We start from the raw sequence: 17,431 nt of genomic DNA on the forward strand, positions 1-17,431 counted from the left end.
CCCTTCGAGAAGACCAAGATCGTCGCCGAGAATAGGCGCGCGCGGTTCGATTATTCCATTGATACGATCTACGAGGCGGGCATCGTGCTGACGGGTACCGAGGTGAAGAGCTTGCGCGACGGCACCGGGTCGATCGCCGAAAGCTATGCCGAGGTGAAGAGCGGCGAGGTCTGGCTCGTCAATTCGAACGTGCCCGAATTCAGCCATGGCAACCGGTTCAACCATGAGCCGAAACGCCCGCGCAAACTGCTGCTGAACGGGCGCGAGATCGGCAAGATGCACGCGGCGGTATCGCGCGACGGCATGACGCTGGTGCCGCTGACGGTATATTTCAATTCCAAGGGCCGTGCGAAGATCGAACTTGCGCTCGCCAAGGGCCGCCAGGCGCATGACAAGCGCGAGGCAAGCAAGGAGCGCGACTGGAAGCGCGAGCAGGGGCGGATCCTGCGCGACCGTGGCTGAACCCGTGCGGTCCGGGGTGGCGGCATGGGTCTGGAACCATGTGCCGACACGCGACAGCTTCGAGCGCAATCGCTGGCTTCGGCCGGTCGCGCATCTGGTGCTGGCCCCCGCCTTGTGGCGCTTCACCCGTCGGTCGGTACCGCGCGGGGTCGCGCTGGGGCTGGTGATCGGTACGCTGCTGCCGATTGCGCACATGCCGCTCGCCGCGCTATTGTCCCTGCCGCTGAAGGCCAATGTGCCGGTGGCGGTGGGAACGACGCTGCTCAACAATCCGGTGACGGTGCCGATCCTGTGGGTGGCGGCTTACAGGATCGGGCGTTGGGTGCTCAGACTCGATGCGACGGTGCCGGGTCGTCCGATCATCCACGGAGTCGAGGCTAATGCGGGCTGGATGCACTGGCTGATGGTCGAGGTGGGTCCGGCGACGATGATCGGGTTGCTGATCATCGCTGCCGCCCTCGGCGTTGCCGGCTATGCCGCGAGTGCGATCGGGTGGCGGGTGTGGATCGCGCGGAAATGGCGTAACCGCCACGTCACAAAGCATAATTGACGATGGCGGCGCATGGCGTAGAACGCGTATCACCTATCCCGATCAAGGATCATCGATGCGTAAACCGGTTCTCGTCGCCCTGTTGCTCGTCCCCACCATGTCCGGCGTCGTCGTCGCACAGTCCATGCGCAAGGCCGACACCGTCGCCGATGCCGCGGCGGGACCGGTCGCGCCGGCGTCGGCGGCGGGCCCGCAGATCGGTGCGTTCGGCTTCGACATGGCGGGCCGCGATCTGTCGGTGGCACCGGGGACCGATTTCTACGATCATGCCGACGGCACCTGGTTCAACGCGACGCAAATCCCTGCGGACCGATCGTCCTACGGCATGTTCCACGTCCTGCAGGACCTGTCGCTGACCCGCACGCGCGGCATCCTGGACGACGCGGCCCGGACGCCGGGCGACAAGGTCGGCGATTTCTATTCGAGCTTCATGGACGAGGCCGCGGTGAATGCGAGGGGGCTGGAGCCGGTCAAGCCCTGGCTCGCCGCCATCGCCGCCGCGCCCGACCGTGACGCGCTGCTGCTCGAAATGGCAACGCTGCAGCGGCAGGGGGTCGGCGGTATGATCGGCATGGGGGTCGGGCAGGACGACAAGGACCCGCAGACCTATGTCGCCGGTTTCCAGCAGGGTGGCCTCGGCCTGCCGGACCGCGATTTCTACCTGAAGCAGGATGCGCCGATCGTCGCGGTGCGGATCGCCTATCTGGCCTATCTGACCAAGATGCTGACCTTGTCTGGGGTGGAGGCCGATCGCGCCGGGCCGCGCGCCGCGGCGGTGATGGCGTTCGAGACGGACATCGCCAGGGCGCATTGGGACTCGATCCGCAACCGCGACGCGGACCAGACCTACAACAAATGGACCATGGCCGATTTCGCGGCGAAGGCACCGGGGATGCCCTGGGCGCGATACATGACGGCGCTCGGGATAGCCGGGCGGCCCTGTTACCTGGTCGCGCAGCCGAGTGCGGTGAGCGGCGAGGCGAAGCTGTTCGCCGCCGTATCGCTGCCGGTGCTCCGCGATTATGCCGTGCTGAAGTTGCTGCGTGCCTATGCGCCGTATCTGTCGAGCGACATCGACAAGATGAAATTCGCTTTCTACGGCACCGCGCTATCCGGGACGCCCGAGCAGCAGGTCCGCTGGAAACGCGGCGTGTCCGCGACCAGCGGCGCGCTGGGCGAGGCGATCGGGCAGGTCTATGTCCAGAAATACTTCCCGCCCGATGCGAAGGCGGCGGCCGACCAGCTGGTCGCGAACGTCATCGCCGCGATGGGCGAGCGGTTGCGCAATCTGGAATGGATGGCCCCCGAGACGAAGGTGAAGGCGCAGGCGAAGCTCGCCGCGTTCACGCCGAAGATCGGCTATCCCAAGAAATGGCGCGATTATTCCGCGCTGGTGGTGACGCGCGGCGATCTGGTGGGGAATGTCGCGCGCGCGAACGCGTTCGAATATGATCGCGGACTTCGCAAGCTCGGCAGCCCGCTCGATCGGGGCGAATGGTTCATGACGCCGATGACCATCAACGCCTACGCCAACCCGACGATGAACGAGATCGTCTTCCCGGCGGCGATCCTGCAGCCGCCCTTCTTCGATCCGAAGGCGGACCCGGCGATCAACTATGGCGGTATCGGCGCGGTCATCGGCCACGAGATCAGCCATCATTTCGACGACCAGGGCCGCAAATACGATCTGACCGGCAAGCTGGGCGACTGGTGGACGCCGCAGGACGTGGCCAAGTTCAAGACCTTCACCGACGCGCTGGTGAAGCAATATGACGCGTACGAACCGCTGGCGGGCCAGCATATCCAGGGCGGGCTTACGCTGGGCGAGAACATCGCCGATCTGGCCGGGCTGACCGTGGCGCTCGACGCGTATCACAAGTCGCTGGGCGGGCAGCCGGCACCGGTGATCGGCGGGCTGACCGGCGACCAGCGTTTCTATTATGGCTGGGCGCAGGTGTGGCGGATCAAGTACCGCGATCCCGCGCTTCGCCAGGCGCTGCTGTCCGATCCGCATTCCCCGGGGCATTACCGCGCGCTGACGACGCGCAACCTCGACCCGTGGTATGCCGCGTTCGGCGTGAAGCCGGGGCAGGCGATGTACCTCGCGCCCGAAGCGCGCGTGCGGATCTGGTGAACGAAAAAGGGAGACGATGCATGAAGAAGATGGTCCTCACGAGCTTGCTCGCGGCATCGGCGCTGGTTGGCGTCGTCGCGGTGCACGCACAGTCCGCTACGCCTGCTGCGTCCGCCACGCCTGCTGCGGGTGCGCCGCAGATCGGCGATTTCGGGTTCGATATTGCGGGCATGGACCGGTCGATCGCGCCGGGTAACGATTTCTACGGCTATGCCGGCGGCACCTGGGGCAAGCAGACCGCGATCCCGGCGGACAAGTCCAGCTTCGGCGCGTTCGACGTGCTGGCGGACCTGTCGCGCACCCGCACGCACGACATATTGGAGGCGCAGAAGGCGACGGGGTCGAAGATCGGCACGGCGTATGCCACCTATCTCGACACCGCCGCGATCGATGCGAGGAGCCTCGCGCCGATCAAGCCCTGGCTGACCAGGATCGCGGGGCTGACCGACAAGGCGGGCTATCCGGCGTTGCTGGCCGAGGCGGACCGGATGGGCATTCGCGGGCCGTTCGGCGGCGGCGTCGGGCAGGATGCGAAGCAGCCGTCGCTCTATGCGCTCGGCCTGCGCCAGGGCGGCCTCGGCCTGCCCGACCGCGATTATTATCTCGATGCGAAGTTCGCGCCCCAGAAGGCGGCGTATCAGGCGCATATCGCGAAGATGTTCACGCTGGCGGGCGAAGCGAATGCCGAGGCGCGCGCCAAGGCGATCGTCGATTACGAGACCGGTATCGCCACCGTTAGCTGGACGCGCGTGGAGAGCCGCGACGCGAACAAGACGTACAACAAGATGATCGTCGCCGACCTGACCAAGAGCGCGCCCGGCTTCGCCTTCGCGACCTATTTCAAGGACATAGGCACGCCGGTCGATACGGTGATCGTAGGTCAGCCGACCGCGATCGCCGGCATCGCCAAGGCGATCGCCGACGCGCCGATCGGCGTGCTGCGCGACCAGTTGCTGATGCGGTCGCTCGACGCGTATGCAGACGTGCTGCCGACCGCGTTCGACCAGGAGAATTTTGCCTTCTACGGCACGACGCTGTCGGGCACGCCGCAACAGGCGGTGCGCTGGAAGCGCGCGGTCGACTTCACCTCCGGCGCGCTGTCGGACGACGTATCGCAATTATACGTGAAGCAATATTTCCCGCCCGAGACGAAGGCCGCCGCCGACCAGCTGGTGAAGAACATCATCACCGCGATGAACGCACGGATCGAAAAGCTGAGCTGGATGGCACCCGAGACGAAGGCGAAGGCGCACGCAAAACTCGCCGCGTTCACGCCCAAGATCGGCTATCCGTCGCAGTGGCACGACTATGGCGCGCTGACGATCAAGCCCGGCGACGCGTACGGCAACCAGATGCGTGCGAATGCGTGGCAACATGACTGGAACGTCGCCAAGCTGGGCAAGCCGCTGATGCGCTGGGAATGGGGCATGACGCCGATGACGGTGAACGCCTATGCCAACCCGGTGATGGTGGAGATCGTGTTCCCCGCCGCGATCCTGCAACCGCCCTTCTTCGATCCCAAGGCAGATCTGGCGGTCAATTACGGCGGGATCGGTGCGGTCATCGGCCACGAGATGAGCCATCATTTCGACGACCAGGGCGCGAAGTTCAACGCGCGCGGTGAACTTGCCGATTGGTGGACGCCCACCGACGTAGCGAATTTCAAGGCGCTGACCGAGAAGCTGGCAGCGCAGTACGACGCGTACGAGCCGCTGCCGGGAGTGCACGTCAACGGCCACCTGACGCTCGGCGAGAACATGGCGGATCTGGCCGGTCTGACCGTCGCCTATGATGCGTACCACAAGGCGCTGGGCGGCAAGGCGGCCCCCATGATCGACGGCTTCACCGGCGATCAGCGCTTCTACCTCGGCTGGTCGCAGGTGTGGCGGCGCAACTACCGCGAGGCGCAGCTGAAGAAGCAGCTCGTCACCGATCCGCACTCGCCGTCCGAACAGCGCGCGGATATCGTTCGCGACATGGACCCATGGTACGCCGCCTTCTCGCCGGCACCGGCGGGCAAGCTGTACCTCGCGCCCGATGCGCGCGTCCGCGTCTGGTAGCGGCAGACGGGGACATCGATCCGATGGCGACGAGCGTCCCCGTACCGGCCGGCCATGATGCCGTTCGCAACGCCGCGATCGTGGCCGGCGCGGCGGCGCTGGTCGCGGCATTGCTCGTCCTGTGGCTGGTCCATGACGTTATTGCCGCCGCCGGGTTCCTCGCCGGCGGCGTGATCGCGATCGGCATGGTCATGGTCTGGCGGTTGCTGGCGCCGGTAGCGGCGGAGCCGAATGCGGGCGCGATCGACTGGGGCTTTATTCGTTCGGTCGCCGCCGTCAGCGCGGACGCGGTTGCGATCACCGACCGGGCCGGGCGGCTCGTCTGCGCGAACGACGCGTACTCGGCGTTGTTCTATGGCTTCCCGACGCCGCCCGGGCTCCCCATCGCCGAAGCCGCGGTGACCGAACTCGGCAAGGTCGGGCGGATCGCGTGGCGCGACGGGCAGGCGCGGCTCGATTCGTTGCCGGTCGCGGGCGGCAAGCTGGCGGTCACGATCGAGCGGACCGGCGAGGAGGCGGACATGCTCGTCTGGCGCTTCGCGATCGCCGACATGCAGGAGGCCGCGGACACGATCGATGCTGCGATCGCGGACGCTGCCGGCGACCGGCTCGGCGCCGCCGGCATCATGGCAGCGACGATCGAGGCCGATGGCCGGGTCCGGGTCGCCAATCGCGTGTTGCGAAAGCGCGCGACGGGCAGCGTGGACGGCGCGATCGAGGGGCAGGATTTCGCGCGCTTCCTCATCACCGACAGTCGCGGGCTGGTGCGGTTCGAGCGCGAAGGGCTGGAGGGGACGCCGCTTCGCGTGCTGCAGGTACCCTTCGGCGATGGCGACGACGACGGGTCGCTGGTCGCCTTGCTCGACGAGGAGGACGACGCACCCGCGATCGGGGCCAGTGCCTCGGCGCATGTCCGCAGCCTTGTCAGCCTGATGCCCTTCGGAATGGCGCTGGTCGACCGCGACGGGCGGTTCCTGCAGATGAACGATTCGTTCGTCCGCGCCGCGGCGGTGGATCGCGCCGCGCCGCCGCTCTATCCGGGCGATCTGGTGGTGCGCGAGGATAAGGCCGCGGTCGCCGATGCGATCCGGCGCTTCGCCGGTGGAGCGACGCATTCGACCGATATGGCGGTGCGGCTGAAGGATCATCCCGACGAACCCGTCGCGCTGACCATTGCGGGCGCGCGGGGGCTCGGCGATGCCGCGGTATTGCTGAGCCTGAAGGACAATAGCGAGGAAAGCCGGCTGAAGCGCGAGGTCGCGCAGGCGACCAAGATGCAGGCGGTAGGGCAACTCGCGGGCGGGGTCGCGCATGATTTCAACAACATCCTGACTGCGATCATCGGACACTGCGACCTGATGATGATGCGCCATTCGCCCGGGGACAGCGATTATGACGACATCCAGCAGATCCGCACCAATTCGAACCGCGCCGCGGGGCTGACGCGGCAGTTGCTGGCGTTCAGCCGCCAGCAGACGCTTCGCCCGCAAATCCTGCAACTGCCCGATGTCGTGTCCGAAGTGTCGAACCTGCTCAAGCGGCTGATGGGCGAGACGGTGCGGCTCGATGTGCAGCATGGCCGCGATCTGGGGCCGGTGCGTGCCGATCCTGGACAATTGGAGCAGGTCGTCGTCAATCTGGCGGTCAATGCTCGCGACGCGATGCTTGCCGGCCCGCAAAAGGGCGGGATCAACGTCCTGTCGATCACCACACGCACGGTGACCGCGGCGGAGGTGCGGCAGATGGCGTCGGACATCCTGCCGATCGCCGACTACACCGCGCTGGTGGTGGCCGACACCGGTACCGGCATCCCGCCCGATATCCTGCCAAAGATTTTCGAGCCGTTCTTCACTACCAAGGAGGTCGGGAAGGGCACGGGGCTTGGTCTCTCCACCGTCTATGGCATCGTCAAACAGTCGGGCGGCTATATCTTTGCCGAGACGCCGCCGGGCAGGGGCGCGGTGTTCACGATCTACCTGCCGGTCCACGCGGCCGGTGCAGTGGTGCGAGCGCAGCCAGCGCGGCCCGCCGGGCGGCCTGCGGAGATCTGGGGCACCGGCACGATCCTGCTGGTCGAGGACGAGGACATGGTCCGCGCGGTCGCCGAGCGGGCGCTCACCCGCCAGGGCTATAGCGTGCTGACCGCGGAGAATGGCGAGGCGGCGCTCGAGGTGCTTGAAACCAGCGGCCGGCCCGACCTGCTGATCAGCGATGTCGTCATGCCGACGATGGATGGCCCGACGATGGTCCGCATCGTGCGCGAACGCTATCCCGACCTGCCGATCCTGTTCATGTCGGGCTATGCCGAGGAGCAGCTTCGCAAGTCGATCGACCTCGACGATGTGTCCTTCCTGCCCAAGCCCTTTTCGGTCCAGCAATTGGCGGAGGCGGCGCGTGACGTGCTGGCGGCGCATTAGGGGCCGCACCTTGACGATCATGCCCCTTTGACGTTCTCGTGCGCATCGTTACAGGGGCGTCGATGACCTCGCCAAAGCGCATCCTCGTCGTCGAAGACGAACCGTTGATCGCCATGATGCTGGAGGATTTTCTCGAAATCCTGGACAAGGATGTTGCGGGCACGGCCGACAGCGTCGCGAGCGCCTTGGCGTTGATCCGGACCGGCGACATAGACGCCGCGATCCTCGACGTGAATCTGCGCGGCGGTGAGAAGAGTGCACCCGTGGCGGACGCGCTGGCGGCGCGGGGCATCCCCTTCGTTTTCGCGACCGGCGGCAGCGCGGACAGCGAACTGGGTCTGCATTCCGATCGGCCACGGCTGCAGAAGCCGTTCACGATGGACGGCGTCGCACAGGCGCTGGACGCGCTCGGCGCGTAAACCCTCGTTACCGGTGCTCGGTCGGTAACGGACTTGCGCAGGCCGGTCATCTCGCGACATAGGCGGTCGTCATGAGCAACCGTTTCGACAAATCGCGTCTTCCCAGCCGTCACGTCTCGGTCGGTCCCGAGCGCGCGCCGCATCGCAGCTATTATTATGCGATGGGGATATCGGAGGAGGATATCGCCAAGCCGTTCGTCGCGGTCGCGAGTGCGGGCAACGACAGCGCGCCGTGCAACATCACGCTCGACGCGCAGGCGGCGGTCGCGACCCGGGGTGTCGTCGAGGGTGGCGGGATGCCGCGCCGGTTCAACACCATCACCGTCACCGACGGCATCGCGATGGGGCATCAGGGGATGAAGTCCTCGCTCGTCAGCCGCGAAGTCATCGCCGACTCGGTCGAACTCAGCGTCCGCGGGCATTGCTACGACGCGCTGATCGGCTTTGCCGGGTGCGACAAGTCGTTGCCGGGCATGATGATGGCGATGCTCCGGCTGAACGTGCCGTCGATCTTCGTCTATGGCGGCTCGATCCTGCCCGGGCGGTTTCACGACAAGGACGTGACCGTCGTCGACGTGTTCGAGATCGTCGGCAAATATGCCGCCGGGGCGTGTCCCCTGTCGGAGGTGCACGATCTGGAAAAGGTCGCCTGTCCGAGCGCGGGCGCATGCGGGGGGCAGTTCACCGCCAACACCATGGCCTGTGTCGCCGAGGCGATCGGATTGTCGATGCCGAACAGCAACATGGCACCCGCGCCTTACAGCAGCCGCGAACAGATCGCGCATGCGGCAGGCGTGCAGATCATGGAGCTGATCGAACGCAATCTCCGCCCGCGCGACATCTGCACCCGCGACGCGTTCATCAACGCGGCGCGCGTCGTGGCGGCGACGGGCGGGTCGACCAACGCCGCGCTGCACCTGCCGGCGATGGCGCATGAGGCGGGAATAGCATTCGACCTGTTCGACGTCGCGGAGATTTTCAGGACCACGCCGTACATCGCCGACCTGAAGCCCGGCGGCCGCTATGTCGCGAAGGACATGTACGAGGCCGGCGGCGTCTACATGCTGATGAAGACGCTGATGGAGGGCGGTTTCCTGAAGGGCGACTGCATGACCGTCAGCGGCAGGACGCTCGCCGAGAATATCGACCAGGTGACGTGGAACCCCGATCAAAAGGTGATCTACGACGTGAAGACGCCGCTATCGCCCACCGGGGGCGTCGTCGGTCTGCGCGGCAGCCTGGCACCCGATGGCGCGATCGTGAAGGTCGCGGGGATGCACCGGCTGGTGTTCGAGGGGCCGGCGCGGGTGTTCGACTGCGAAGAGGATTGCTTCGCCGCGGTCGAGGCGCGGCGGATAAACGAGGGCGAAGTGATCGTGATCCGCTACGAAGGTCCAAAGGGCGGGCCGGGGATGCGCGAGATGCTGTCGACGACCGCGGCCTTGTACGGGCTCGGACTGGGCGAAAAGGTTGCCCTCATCACCGATGGGCGGTTTTCGGGCGGGACGCGCGGGTTCTGCATCGGGCATGTCGGGCCGGAGGCGGCGGAGGGCGGGCCGATCGCGCTGGTCGAGGATGGCGACACGATCCGGATCGATGCGGAGGCAGGCACGATCGACCTGCTGGTTGCGGACGATGTGCTGGCCGATCGCCGCGCGCGCTGGACGCCGCGCGCGACCGATTACGGCTCGGGCGCGCTGTGGCGCTATGCGAAGACGGTCGGACCCGCTTACAGCGGCGCGGTAACGCACCCGGGCGGATCGGCGGAAACGCATGTCTATGCGGATATCTAGCGCGGGCGCGTTGCTGCTGCTCGCCGCCTGCCACAGCCAGCCGACGGATGGTGGGAACGTAGCGTCGATCCCGGTGACGGCGGACGACGACCGTATCGGCTGCGCGCACGGCGATGCCCCGATGACGCGCGTCTGCTCGATCGACCGGCTGGAGGGCGATGGCGGGCTCGTACTGACCGTCCGCCACCCCGATGGCGCGTTTCACCGGTTGCTGGTGACGAAGGACGGCCGCGGCGTGATCGCGGCGGACGGCGCGCAGCGCGCGGTGGTGACGATCGTCGTGCCGGAGACTATCGACGTCGCCATCGGCGGCGATCGCTATCGCCTGCCGGCAACGGTGAAGGCGAAGTCCGCGGCGTCATGATTGCGGTCGACGGCCAGCCGATCCTGACCGCGGCGGAGATGCGTGCGGCCGAAATTGCGGCGATGACCGCCGACGTCACGGTCGATACGCTGATGGCGCGGGCGGGCGAAGCGGTGGCGACCACGGTGCGGCGGCTCGCGGCGGGCGGGCCGGTGCTGATCCTGTGCGGTCCGGGCAACAATGGCGGCGACGGCTACATCGCCGCGGCTCGACTGAAGGCGGCGGGCGTCCCGGTGTGCGTGGCGGCATCGGCTGCCCCCATCAGCGAGGCGTGCCGGACGGCGGCGGCGGGGTGGGACGGACCGGTCGAAGCGCTCGGCGACGTCGCGCCGGCACCCGTGCTGGTCGATGCGCTGTTCGGTACCGGCCTGTCGCGGCCGATCGACGATGCCGTTGTGACGCGGTTACGGGACCTGGCGGCAGCGGCGCGGCTGACGATCGCGGTCGATCTGCCGAGCGGTGTGTCGACCGACGACGGCGCGGTGCTATCGCTGCCGCCGATGTTCGATGTCGTGCTGGCTTTGGGCGCGGTGAAACCGGCGCATGTTCTCCAGCCCGCGGCGCGCTACGCGCGGTCGGTGCGGCTGCTCGATATCGGGGTGGCGGGGCAAAGCGACTCGCATGTCCTCGAACGATCGTCCTTGCCGACCCCGGGGCCGGATGCGCAGAAATACACCCGCGGCATGGTCGCGGTGATCGCCGGTGCGATGGCGGGCGCGGCGGAACTGGCCGGCATCGCCGCGATGCGCGCTGGGGCGGGCTACGTGCTGCTGCTGGGCGAGACGGCGGGGCCACCGCATGCGCTTGTCCGCAAGCCGCTGGACGCGAAGGCGATCGGCGACAGGCGGATCGGCGCGCTCCTTGTCGGCCCCGGGCTCGGCCGCGATGACGAAGCGCGGCGCAAGCTCGACCTCGCCTTCGATGGCGGCAGGCCGATGGTGATCGACGGCGATGCGCTGCATTTGGTCGATCCTGCGACGATCGCTTCCTGCGCGCCGAACGCGATCCTGACCCCCCACGGCGGCGAGTTCGACGCGCTTTTCGGCAAATCGGATGCGGACAAGATCGCCCGCACGCGCGATGCCGCGCGACGGTCGGGCGCGGTGGTCGTCTTCAAGGGTGCGGATACGGTGATCGCGTCGCCAACCGGTCGCGTCTGCGTAGCCGAATGTGCGAGCGACTGGCTCTCGACTGCCGGCACCGGCGACGTGCTGGCGGGAACGATCGCGGCTACCCGGGCGTCGGGGATGACGCCATTCGGGGCCGCCTGCGCCGGCGTCTGGCTCCACGGCGAAGCGGCGCGGCGCGCGGGGCCGGCGTTCATCGCGGACGATCTGGCCGACGCGCTGACCGCAGCGCGAGCGTCGCTGTGAGCCTTATTACCCGCGTATCGGCGCGCGGTGAGGGTGTGGCGGAAGATGGCCGGCACGCCCCTTTTGCCGCGCCGGGCGACATGCTGACCCCAACTGGCGCGCTGGGCTGGGGGCCGCATCACCAGGTGCCGCCATGCCGCCATTTCCCGACCTGCGGGGGGTGCCAGCTCCAACAGCTCGACGATGAGAGCTATGCCGCGTTCGTCGCGGACCGGATCGCCAGCGCGCTGGACGGGCAGGGGCTGACCGCGCCGATCGCGCTCGCCTCGGTGTCGCCCCCCGACAGCCGCCGCCGCGCGACCTTGCATGCCGAGGCGAGGGGCGGGCGGGTCACGCTCGGCTTCGCGGCGGCGGCGAGCCATGCGATCGTCGATATCCAGGAATGCCACATCCTGTCGCCGCAACTGTTCGCGCTCGTCGCGCCGCTGCGCGGGCTGCTTCAGCGATTGCAGCTGAAACGGCGGAGCGATGTCCATCTGACGTTGGCGGATCAAGGCCCGGATATTCTCGTTACCAATGTGACCGCGGACTGGTTGCCAGCGGCGGAGGCGATCACCGCCTTTTGCGAGCGTCACGGCGTCGCCCGGTTTGCGATCGACGACGGATCGGGCCCGGAGACGCGCTGGGAACCCGATGCGGCGACGATCACGCTCGGCGGCGTCGCGGTCCCGTTGCCGCATGCCGCGTTCCTGCAGGCGACCTTGGAGGGCGAGGCCGCGCTGGTTGCCGCGGTACGTGAAGCGGTGACGGGTGCGGCGGCGGTTGCCGACCTGTTCGCCGGGCTCGGCACCTTCGCGCTATCGTTATCGGCGAAGGTCTATGCCGCGGAAGGATCGCGCGAGGCGGTGATGGCGTTGAAAGGCGCGGCGCATCTGGCGCGTCGCCCGGTGTTCGCGGAATATCGCGACCTGTATCGACGGCCGCTCACAGTGGCGGAACTCGACCGGTTCGGCGCGGTCGTGCTCGATCCACCGCGGGCCGGCGCGCGCGAGCAGATCGCGGCGCTGGCGGCATGCCGGGTCGGATCGATCGCCTATGTTTCCTGCGATCCCAGCAGCTTTGCGCGGGATGCGAAGATCTTGTGCGAAGCCGGCTGGCGGATCGACTGGGTGCGCCCGGTCGGCCAGTTCCGCTGGTCGACGCATGTCGAGCTGGCGGCAAGCTTCAGTAGGTAGCCGACACGAAATACAGCCCGTCGGGCGGCGCGTTCAGACCGAGCCGCGCCCGGTCCCGGGCCTCCAGCGCCCGGCGAAGGTCGCCCGGGGTCCAGCGCCCCATCCCGACGAGCGCGAGGCAGCCGACCATCGATCGCACCTGATGATGGAGGAACGACCGTGCCGCCGCCTGGACGACGACCGCGTCACCGTCGCGCGCGACATCCAGCCGGTCGAGCGTGCGGAGCGGGCTGTCCGCCTGGCAATGCGCGGAGCGGAAGGTGGTGAAGTCATGCCGCCCGACGAGCATCGCCGCACCCTCCGCCATGGCCGTCGCGTCGAGCGGCTGCGGCACTTGCCACGCCAGCCCGTTGCCAACCGTCAGCGGTGCGCGGCGGTTGACGATGCGGTATTCGTAGGCGCGGCCAAGGCAGGAAAAGCGCGCATGCCAGTCGTCCGCGACCGCTTCGCAGGCCAATATCGCGACGGGTGCCGGGCGGGCGAGCGCGTTGAGCGCCTCCATCAGCCGGAACGGAGCGACGTCGGCGGTCAGATCGACCTGCGCGCGCATCGCCAGCGCGTGAACGCCGGCATCGGTACGCCCCGCGGCATGGACTGCAACGCGCTCACCGGTCATCGCGAACGCGGCGTCCTCGAGCGTCTGCTGCACGGTCGCACCGTGCGCCTGGCGCTGCCAGCCCATGAAGGGCCGACCGTCATATTCGATCGTCAGCGCGTAGCGCGTCAAAGCCTGGTGCCCGCGGGAATGGGAAAGCCGCGAAGTAGCTCCGGCACCGACATCTCGCCACGGCCGGCACGTTGAACGCGGACGGGCGTAACCACATCCTTGCGGCAAGCGATTGTCAGGTGGTCGTTCAACACAAGCCCAGGCTGTCCGTCGCCTTTGTCCCAATCGGCAACCAACACCCGCACTCGTTCGCCCTTATATTCGAAAAACGCGCCTGGAGGATTCATCGCGTAGATTTGTCGATCTATTTGCTCACCTGTATGGGTAAAATCGATTCGCAACTCTGCCTTGTCGATCTTGGCGGCATAGGTAACGCCATCGTCCGATTGCGGCACCGGGGGATGGGCGTCTGGGTTCCTCAGCACCTCCACCATCGCCGCCGCGCCCAGCGACGCCAGTTCGTGAGTCAGATCGCCCGCGGTCTTGCCACCGACGAACGTTCGGGCTTCAAGCCGCACCGGTCCGGTATCCAGCCCGGCCGCCATCTGCATGATCGCGACGCCGGTCTCCGCATCGCCGGCCAGGATCGCGCGCTGGATCGGTGCAGCCCCCCGCCAGCGCGGCAGCAACGAGGCGTGGACGTTGAGGCACCCGAGCCGCGGCATGTCGAGGATCGCCTGCGGGAGGATCAGGCCATAGGCCGCGACCACGCCGACATCGGCGTCGAGCGCGGCGAGGTCCGCCTGCGCGTCCGGACCCCGCAGCGATACCGGCGACCGCACGGGAATGCCTACCGCCTCCGCGCGGCGCTGCACCGGCGAGGGCACCAGTTCGCGCCCGCGCCGCCCGCCCGGCCGCGGCGGCTGGGTATAGGCAGCGATCACGTCGTGTCCCGCGGCGGCGAGCGCATCCAGCACGGGCACCGAGAAGTCGGGGGTTCCCATGAAGACGATCTTCATTGTTCGCTTCGCCGTGGCCGCATCGCCGCCGCTTCAACGCGCTGGCGATGCGCGGCGCAACCCCCTATCGCCGCGTCATGGCATCCCCCGAGATCGAGGCGCTGACTCAGGCGTTGGCAAGGTTGCCCGGACTGGGGCCACGGTCCGCGCGGCGTGCTGTGCTGCATCTCCTCAAGAAACGCGAAGGCGCGCTCGCGCCTCTGCTGTCGGCGCTTGTCGCGGTGGAGGAGCGGCTGGTGACGTGCGCGACCTGCGGCAATGTCGATACGCACGACCCGTGCAGCGTCTGCGCCGATCCGCGCCGCGACCGGCGATCGTTGTGCGTGGTCGAGGAGGTGGCCGATCTGTGGGCGCTCGATCGGTCGCGGCTGTTCGCGGGGCGGTTCCATGTGCTGGGCGGTCGGCTGTCCGCGCTGGAGGGCGTGCGGCCGGAGGATCTGTCGATCGACCTGCTCGTCCGCCGGATCGAGGCGGGGGGGATCGACGAAGTGGTGCTGGCGATGAATGCGACGCTCGAGGGGCAGACGACCGCGCATTACATCGCCGACCGGATCGAACGGTTTCCGGTACGAGTGACCGAACTCGCGCATGGATTGCCGGTTGGCGGCGAACTGGACTATCTCGACGAGGGGACGCTGGCGCAGGCGCTGCGTGCGCGGCGGCCGGTGGCTTGAGGGGGAATTGCGATGGCGGTGACGGGAATTGGCGGCATCTTCGTCCGGGCGAAAGACCCGAAGGCGCTCGCGACCTGGTATCGCGAGCATCTGGGCGTGGGTGCCGGCAAATATGGCAAGTGGACGCCGGAGACCGGCCCCAGCGTTTTTACCACCTTCGCGCACGACAGCGATTATTTTCCGGTCGATCGGCAGTTCATGCTCAACTTCCGCGTCACCGATCTCGACGCGATGCTGGCTACCCTTTCCAGCGGGGGCATCGCGGTCGTTACGAAGCCCGAATGGAACTCACCCGGCGTCGGGAGGTTCGCCCGCATCCACGATCCGGAGGGCAACCCCATCGAATTATGGGAACCGCCGGTCGCTTGACGCACGCGCGCCGCTTTCCTAGCTGACGCGCCATGTCCGTCCTCCCTATCGTCGAAGTTCCCGATGCCCGCCTGCGCGTGCTTTCCGCGCCCGTCGAGACGGTCGACGACGATATCCGCCGGCTGATCGCGGACATGACCGACACGATGTATGCCGCGAAGGGGATCGGTCTCGCCGCGATCCAGGTCGGGGTGGCGAAGCGGGTCGTCGTCATCGACCTTCAGGAGGAGGAGGACGAGGACGGCAAGCCGATCCGCGACCCGCATGCCTATGTGAACCCCGAGGTGATCGAGGCGAGCGACGAGGTATCGGCCTATAATGAGGGTTGCCTGTCGATCCCGGAGCAATATGCCGAGGTCACGCGTCCCTCGCGCTGCCGGGTGCGCTGGCTGGGCGAAGAAGGCGGCGTGCACGAGGAGGATCTGGACGGGCTTCTTTCGACCTGCATGCAGCATGAGATCGATCACTGCGACGGCATATTGTTCATCGACCATGTCTCGCGACTGAAACGCGACATGTTGCTCAAGAAACTGGCCAAGGCGCGCAAGGCCGCCTGAGGAAAGCACTGGCCGCTCGGCTTCGTTCGATCTATGTTCCCGTCAGAGGGAGCTTACATGGTCGAACTGGTTATCGTCGCCATATCGGGAGCCGCTGCTGGCCTGGCACTTGGTTGGCTGATCGCGAGCTGGCGCTCCGGTGGGCTGGCCAGCGACCTGGCCGTCGCGCGGAGCCGGGCGGCGGATGTCGACCTCGTTCGCCAGGCACGGGACGCGGTTGAGCGTGAGCGCAACGCGGCGATGCAGGAGGTCGCCCGGTTGCGCGCGCAGGTGGACGAGCGGCAGGCCGCGCACCTCGCAACGTTGCAGCAGCTGAAAGAAGCCGAAGTTGCGATGACCGCGCAATTTGGGGCCGCCGCCGCCAGGGCGCTGGAGACCGCGCAAGCGCAGTTCTTGGAACGCGCCGATGCGCGCTTCCGCCAGTCCGAAGAGGCGGCGGGGCAGAATCTGAAATCGATGTTGCAACCGGTGAGCGACCGGTTGCTGAAATACGAGGAGACCGTCGCCAAGGTGGAGACCGAACGCCGAAGCGCGTTCGATCAGCTCGAGGGACAGCTGAAGGACTTGCGGATCGGCCAGGACAAGGTGTCGAGCGAGGCGGCGAAATTGGTCAATTCGCTTCGCAATGCACCCAAGTCGCGCGGGCGATGGGGCGAGCAACAACTAAAGAACGTGCTGGAGACATGTGGACTGAGCGAGCATACCGATTTCCAGACCGAGGTCAGCGTCGCGCACGAGGATGGCGGGCGCCTGCGGCCCGACGCGATCGTGCGCGTGCCCGGCGGGCGGAGCCTGGTGATCGACGCGAAGGTCTCGCTCAACGCCTATCAGGACGCGTTCGGCGCGGTCGAGGAGGGGGAGCGCGACCGGGGGCTCGCCGCGCATGCCGCGTCGATGCGCGCGCATGTCAACGGGCTGGGCAACAAGGCGTACTGGAGCCAGTTCGCCGATGCGCCCGACTACGTCATCATGTTCGTGCCGGGCGAGCATTTCCTGTCCGCCGCGCTGGAACATGATCCGACCTTGTGGGACTTCGCGTTCGAGAAGCGGGTCCTGCTTGCAACGCCGACCAACCTCATCGCGATCGCGCGGACCGTCGATGCGGTTTGGCGGCAGGAGAAGATGGCCAAGCAGGCGCAGGATATCGGCGCGCTCGGCAAGGAATTGTACGACCGGCTGGCCAAGGCGGCAGGGGATCTGCGCAAGGTCGGTGGTGGCCTGACTACCGCAGTCAACAACTACAACGCATTCGTGACCAGTTTCGAAACGCGCACACTGGTAACGGCGCGCAAGTTCCGCGATCTTAACATTGAAACCGGTGCGCGGGAGATCGAGGATGTCGCGCCTGTCGAAGCGCTCGCGCGCTATGGCGTGGAGCCGACATTGATCGACACGACAGTTGGTTCCGCAACAGATTGATACCCCCGCTTCGGTTCATCAATGAAAAAGCACGTTCCA

At 67.3% G+C, this 17,431-nt stretch carries 16 protein-coding genes; 14 read left to right on the forward strand and 2 right to left on the reverse strand.

Annotation, left to right across the window (positions count from 1 at the left end):
* The 10 genes from smpB to ACFE7D_RS07120 all read left to right on the forward strand — a co-directional run.
* Window positions 1–462, forward strand: a 462-nt coding sequence (gene smpB, locus ACFE7D_RS07075) for an SsrA-binding protein SmpB (RefSeq protein WP_375394725.1), incomplete at its 5' end; no start/stop codon positions are given.
* Entirely contained in the window at window positions 455–1,012 is a 558-nt protein-coding gene (locus ACFE7D_RS07080; RefSeq protein WP_375394726.1) for a DUF2062 domain-containing protein, read from the forward strand. The genes smpB and ACFE7D_RS07080, both read left to right, overlap by 8 nt.
* A gap of 55 nt (window positions 1,013–1,067) precedes the next feature.
* Entirely contained in the window at window positions 1,068–3,146 is a 2,079-nt protein-coding gene (locus ACFE7D_RS07085; RefSeq protein ID WP_375394727.1) for a M13 family metallopeptidase, read from the forward strand.
* Between the two features lie 20 nt (window positions 3,147–3,166).
* Window positions 3,167–5,206, forward strand: a complete 2,040-nt coding sequence (locus tag ACFE7D_RS07090; RefSeq protein ID WP_375394728.1) for a M13 family metallopeptidase — start codon at window positions 3,167–3,169, stop codon at window positions 5,204–5,206.
* A 23-nt stretch (window positions 5,207–5,229) separates the two neighbouring features.
* A complete protein-coding gene (locus ACFE7D_RS07095) occupies window positions 5,230–7,623 on the forward strand; it encodes a response regulator (RefSeq protein ID WP_375394729.1) in 2,394 nt (797 codons plus the stop codon).
* A 62-nt stretch (window positions 7,624–7,685) separates the two neighbouring features.
* Window positions 7,686–8,042 carry a response regulator gene (locus ACFE7D_RS07100; RefSeq protein WP_375394730.1) on the forward strand — a complete coding sequence of 119 codons (357 nt, stop codon included), beginning with the start codon at window positions 7,686–7,688 and terminating at the stop codon, window positions 8,040–8,042.
* 71 nt (window positions 8,043–8,113) lie between these two features.
* On the forward strand, window positions 8,114–9,835 hold the full coding sequence (gene ilvD / locus ACFE7D_RS07105; RefSeq protein WP_375394731.1) for a dihydroxy-acid dehydratase: 1,722 nt from the start codon (window positions 8,114–8,116) through the stop codon (window positions 9,833–9,835).
* Entirely contained in the window at window positions 9,822–10,199 is a 378-nt protein-coding gene (locus ACFE7D_RS07110; RefSeq protein ID WP_375394732.1) for a hypothetical protein, read from the forward strand. The genes ilvD and ACFE7D_RS07110 overlap by 14 nt, the downstream gene beginning before the upstream one ends.
* Complete coding sequence (locus tag ACFE7D_RS07115; protein ID WP_375394733.1) at window positions 10,196–11,572, forward strand: NAD(P)H-hydrate dehydratase; 1,377 nt, start codon at window positions 10,196–10,198, stop codon at window positions 11,570–11,572. The genes ACFE7D_RS07110 and ACFE7D_RS07115 overlap by 4 nt, the downstream gene beginning before the upstream one ends.
* On the forward strand, window positions 11,569–12,747 hold the full coding sequence (locus ACFE7D_RS07120; RefSeq protein WP_375394734.1) for a class I SAM-dependent RNA methyltransferase: 1,179 nt from the start codon (window positions 11,569–11,571) through the stop codon (window positions 12,745–12,747). Before ACFE7D_RS07115 ends, ACFE7D_RS07120 begins: the two co-directional genes overlap by 4 nt.
* Here ACFE7D_RS07120 and truA read toward each other — a convergent pair.
* Together truA and fmt are read right to left on the reverse strand one after the other, a co-directional pair.
* Entirely contained in the window at window positions 12,737–13,474 is a 738-nt protein-coding gene (gene truA, locus ACFE7D_RS07125) for a tRNA pseudouridine(38-40) synthase TruA (protein WP_375394735.1), read from the reverse strand. The genes ACFE7D_RS07120 and truA overlap by 11 nt on opposite strands.
* Window positions 13,471–14,373 carry a methionyl-tRNA formyltransferase gene (gene fmt / locus ACFE7D_RS07130; protein WP_375394736.1) on the reverse strand — a complete coding sequence of 301 codons (903 nt, stop codon included), beginning with the start codon at window positions 14,371–14,373 and terminating at the stop codon, window positions 13,471–13,473. Before fmt ends, truA begins: the two co-directional genes overlap by 4 nt.
* Window positions 14,374–14,450: 77 nt before the next feature.
* Between fmt and recR the strand changes: the two genes are divergently transcribed.
* Genes recR through rmuC form a run of 4 tightly spaced genes read left to right on the forward strand, consistent with a single transcriptional unit; the run spans window position 14,451 to window position 17,392 of the window.
* Entirely contained in the window at window positions 14,451–15,047 is a 597-nt protein-coding gene (gene recR, locus ACFE7D_RS07135; RefSeq protein ID WP_375394751.1) for a recombination mediator RecR, read from the forward strand.
* Window positions 15,048–15,059: 12 nt separating this feature from the next.
* Entirely contained in the window at window positions 15,060–15,416 is a 357-nt protein-coding gene (locus tag ACFE7D_RS07140) for a VOC family protein (RefSeq protein WP_375394737.1), read from the forward strand.
* A 32-nt stretch (window positions 15,417–15,448) separates the two neighbouring features.
* Window positions 15,449–15,973, forward strand: coding sequence for a peptide deformylase (gene def / locus ACFE7D_RS07145; protein ID WP_375394738.1), 525 nt, complete (start codon window positions 15,449–15,451; stop codon window positions 15,971–15,973).
* A gap of 57 nt (window positions 15,974–16,030) precedes the next feature.
* Window positions 16,031–17,392, forward strand: a complete 1,362-nt coding sequence (rmuC, locus tag ACFE7D_RS07150; protein WP_375394739.1) for a DNA recombination protein RmuC — start codon at window positions 16,031–16,033, stop codon at window positions 17,390–17,392.
* Window positions 17,393–17,431 lie beyond the last annotated feature (39 nt).

The sequence above is a fragment of the uncultured Sphingomonas sp. genome (assembly GCF_964244235.1).
Taxonomy (GTDB): Bacteria; Pseudomonadota; Alphaproteobacteria; order Sphingomonadales; family Sphingomonadaceae; genus Sphingomonas.